This window comes from Klebsiella sp. NPDC088457, assembly GCF_044900465.1.
GTDB lineage: Bacteria > Pseudomonadota > Gammaproteobacteria > Enterobacterales > Enterobacteriaceae > Klebsiella.
Window position 1 is genome coordinate 1 of record NZ_JBJDNH010000100.1, and the last position, 4471, is coordinate 4471.

Consider the following 4471-nt stretch of genomic DNA (forward strand, 5'->3'; position numbering starts at 1 on the left):
ACTGCGTCGATGGCCTCCAATTTCTCTTGCTGCCATATTTAAGATTCATACTGGAGAAGCTCCGCACCCAGGGGTGTGGGCAGGGTCGCACTCAGGTTAATGCCTGCCTCACGCGCCCGGACCAGTAAGGCGCGTTCCACCGTCATGGTCACACTCTGCGTGCTGCGTTGTTTCGCGGTCATGTTTTTTCTCCTGCAATGAGATGTGTGCAAGCTGCACGGCCTTATGCACTTATCATAGCACCAAAAACAGGCTCTTTTACCGTTGCAGTCTTTCACATTTAACACACACTCTGTCATACCGACTCTGTCATCCACAGAAATCACTGATATAAAAATAACGTTTGCGGGATGCGCGGGCTCTTTGCCGCCCGCACCCGCAGCCTGCGAATTTACCGGGCATTCAATGCCCGGTAAATTCGCAGGGAAATTGAACTCCCTGTCACTCTGCCTGCCCCGGAATCAGGTTAAATCCGCATTCCTTTGCGGCGTCTTATTCATCTGTTCAGACCTTCTCCATCAAGTAACGATGCGCTTTCGATGCCGCGCTGGCGGCTTTGAAAATATAGCGCTTGTCGTTTTTCAGTGCTTTCAGCCAGGAAGCAATATAACTTTCGTGCTGAACCTCTCCGACAATCCCCAGTTCTGCCATCAGAAATGCACTTCCTAACTCCGCGACTAATTCTTCAGCTGCATACCCTTCACTACCAAACCTCCCTTTCATTTCGCGGTTCAGACGGCTTTTTGCGCCACTCCAGTGCACCAGCTCATGCAGACCGGTGGCGTAAAAATTAGCCGCGTCAGCGAAAAGATGACGTTCCGGTAACCAGATTTCATCGCTTGACGGCATAAAAAAGGCATTTTGTCCTTTCTCAATAATCCTGGCACCACTGCTACGAAACAGGTTTTCAGCCTGCGGCAACGGGTCAAACGTCGCTTCCGGAGCAACGGTTTCTGCCGTCAGTGAGAGACCATCAATTTGTTCGACGTTAAACACGACAAAGGTTTTCAGCATCGGGATATGGTCAATTTCTCCGGCGTCGTTTTCCTTCTCCAGCGTGGTGTAGAAAATGGCTGTCGTACCGTGCTCGCCTTTGCGAACCTGTCCGCCTGCTGCCTGCGACTGTTTGTACGTCATCCAGCGAGAATCGCTGAAACCCTGTTTTGAGGCGCTGCACCACAGCAACATGATATTCATGCCGCTGTAGGCTGCTCCGGTGGCGTAATTGGAAGGTAATCCGGACATACCCGCTACACGCTGCCACGGACACGCCCAGGGCTTAACACCGGCTTCCAGTGCGGTAATTATGCCGTCGGTGACGGTCTGATAAATGTCGGTTTTAGTTTTAGAAAATTTCGTTTTTGAGGAGCCTGACAGGTCCAGCGAGGATACGCTGGTCGCCGCTGTGGTGTTAGGGGCGCTAGTCTGGGTATGCAGGGAAATCGTCATGATTTTTTCTCCGTCAGTGGTGTGATTTTCGTTTTCGTATCGCCTGACGGTTCGTTTTCCCGGCATCGTTCCGGCCTGCAAGGGCGCAGCATGCGTGCACTTCATCCTTGCGGGACGGGTTGTGACGGGAAACGATTAACCGGAGGCAGATACAGAAACGGAAAACACACAAGGAGAAAAATCTGCCCCTGAATACACGGACATAGCGCCCTTTGCTCCGCAGCGGTGAAAAGGGGTTTGGGGCAGATGATATCGACGAGAATGGCAATGTAGTTCACTGACAAATCAGATAACCCGGATTTGTCCTCACCTGATAGCAGCCAACAGAATACCTATTGGCTGCTATCAGGTGATTTGTAGGTAAAGAGCCAGTTTTTGAACTTGTCATGTGATGTCAGCATCCGTATTGACCTGATGCTGTTTTTACCCAACGGACCTATAAACACACTATGTGACGATCAGTTTCATCGGATGGAAGCCTGCGAGCGCCTTGAGGCGAAACAGCATTTTTAGAAAAGCGATATTAATTATCGTCCACGACCTCAACATACCGGAGCATTCCGAGACCAAAACCGTCAATGAATGCGCAAGCTGTTCAGTACGCATCTACGAAAGGCACCACTAGGTAGGTAGAACGAGATCAACTTGGATCACACCTCCGACGATGGAGCAGATGTACAGCAAAACTACCAAGTACAAGGAACTGGAGAAGACTTTCAGGCCGATGTCTATAGCCAGAACGGCACTAAAAATGGTGAGGATAGCCGGACGCCAGACATAGTCCTACGACGATGATAAAGCCCCCCAGAGGTCGGCCTACCGACTTCATTGCTAACCGAAAGCCCGGTTTTTTGATCGTGCATGTCGCCTATGAGTGTTAATATTCTACCTATCAAGTTTACAATGTTTTGGTTGCGTCCATGCATCAACCTATGGGATAGGTTCGTATATCGGAAGAGCATCGAGGCTTACAGCAACTTGTCGCACACAACCAAGCAGGGTGTGATGTGATCTACGAGGAAACGACCCGCGATATGATATTGCTCAAGGAGCTTGCACATTACCGCAAAGCGCTTCGGGCCGGAAATTCCCTAATTTATGGCGGCTGAATCGAGTTAGCGTAGTTTGTCTAATTTAGTGCAAACCATTGCCGCTATTAAGCAACGTGACATTGGTTTCGAGAGTTTGAAGAAGAAGGTCACGTCAACAGCTCAGTAGGCAGGTTAGTTTTCCATGAGTACTAGACGTCATCAGAATTCGACCATGATTTATTTCTGAACAAACGTAAGCTGAACTGCCCCCCCTGTGCTCGAACCCGTGGGCGGAAACCTAAGCGCGATAACCAGTAAGTTAGAGAGACAAAGGCTTTTTTACGCGATCCTGACATGCGGGTTGCAGAAGTGACGCGCCGTATGGCGTTTCCCATACAACTTTTTGCGAGTATGTCGATATTGCTAAGCCGCCTCAATGAGGATTGGAACTAATGGATAAACGATTGAATATTACGCGTGGTGTAAACAAAAAACCGGTTGCTACCGATGCATTAGAGCGAAGTATTGATATCTTGCAAGGCATACAAGGGGAAGTTTTCACAGGCTATCCATTGATCGCCACTCCCGATGGAAAATACTCAATTGACGCAACGTTGGTAAGTCCCTCGAAGGGAATTGTGTTATTCGATTTGATTGAAGGTACTAACGTTGATGGATACGTAGATCGGCAGGATGATTTAGTAAACAAAATCGAAGCTCGATTGAAGTTACATCGCGAACTTGTCAAAGGGCGTAAGTTGCTTGTGCCATTGTCGGTGATTTCATTTGCTCCAGGAGTCAAAAATGTTGAGGCTGTAGCGGTTGCAGACTATCCGCTCGTCAATGAGGCTGGACTTGCTACCGTTCTGGATGAGTTTGATTGGGCGGACGGCAGTAATGATCTCTATCGACTGACACTATCGGCTATCGAAAGTCTAAGCAGTATTCGGAAAAGCCGCTCAAAGCGAGAAGTTCACCGAGCCGACTCTCGTGGAGCTAAACTCAAACGTCTCGAAGATTCTATTGCAACGCTCGATCATCGGCAGAATAAGGCCGTTCTTGAAACAGTAGATGGGGTACAGCGCATCCGAGGATTGGCTGGTTCAGGTAAAACCATAGTGCTAGCTCTCAAGGCTGCATATTTGCATACACAATATCCCGATTGGCGCATAGCGATAACCTTCCATACACGTTCCCTCAAAGGTCAGTTCCGTCGTTTAATCAACAATTTTTGTATTGAGCAAAGTGGTGAAGAACCAGATTGGACTAAGATTAGGATTATTAACGCTTGGGGTGCCCCAGGAGGAGATGCGAGGGATGGCATCTACTATGAATATTGCCGTGCGACAGATACTGAGTTCTTAGATTTCAGGAGCGCTGCTAATAAATTCGGAGGAAATGATAGGGCATTTGATGGAGCTTGCCAGACTGCGTTGCAAAATGCATCGAATGCGGCACAACTTTATGACGTTATTCTTGCCGATGAAGCACAAGACTTTGCACCAAGTTTCCTGAGGCTTTGCTATTCTATGCTCAAACCACCGAAACGTTTGGTTTACGCATACGATGAGCTTCAAAACCTCTCAGGTACTTCCCTTCCGCCCCCTGAGGAAATGTTTGGAAACGACGAAGCTGGTCAACCTCTGGTCACTTTTGGCGATGATCGCAGGCGAGACGTTATTTTACAGAAATGCTATCGAAATTCCCGTCCAGTTTTAGTGTCGGCCCATGGGCTTGGTTTTGGTATTTACCGGGACGCACCGCCAGGTGCCCCGACCGGATTGGTCCAAATGTTCGACTACCCGGCGTTATGGGAAGAGATCGGGTATAAAGTTAAGAACGGGCAATTAGCCAAAGGTCAGCATCTAATCCTTGAGCGTACTACAGAAACAAGCCCTAAATAGCTGCGCCGAATACCGCTACACTTTTGCCAGCCCATGTTTACCTCCGGGGAATGGGCTGGCCGTTTCCATAAAGTGACGAACTTTTTT

Annotated in this window: 3 protein-coding genes and 1 pseudogene; 1 reads left to right on the forward strand and 3 read right to left on the reverse strand. The window is 48.7% G+C overall.

Going from position 1 to position 4471, the window contains the following annotated elements:
• Positions 1-41 precede the first annotated feature (41 nt).
• Positions 42-182 (reverse strand): annotated as a pseudogene (locus ACI2JR_RS27985) (type II toxin-antitoxin system CcdA family antitoxin); the annotation flags it as partial.
• A 322-nt stretch (positions 183-504) separates the two neighbouring features.
• Complete coding sequence (locus ACI2JR_RS27990; protein WP_462480080.1) at positions 505-1449, reverse strand: ArdC family protein; 945 nt, start codon at positions 1447-1449, stop codon at positions 505-507.
• Positions 1450-2932: 1483 nt separating this feature from the next.
• Between ACI2JR_RS27990 and ACI2JR_RS27995 the strand changes: the two genes are divergently transcribed.
• Positions 2933-4384, forward strand: coding sequence for a DEAD/DEAH box helicase (locus ACI2JR_RS27995; RefSeq protein ID WP_462480081.1), 1452 nt, complete (start codon positions 2933-2935; stop codon positions 4382-4384).
• Between the two features lie 15 nt (positions 4385-4399).
• Here the strand turns inward: ACI2JR_RS27995 and ACI2JR_RS28000 are convergent.
• Positions 4400-4471, reverse strand: a 72-nt coding sequence (locus tag ACI2JR_RS28000; protein ID WP_462480069.1) for a hypothetical protein, incomplete at its 5' end; no start/stop codon positions are given.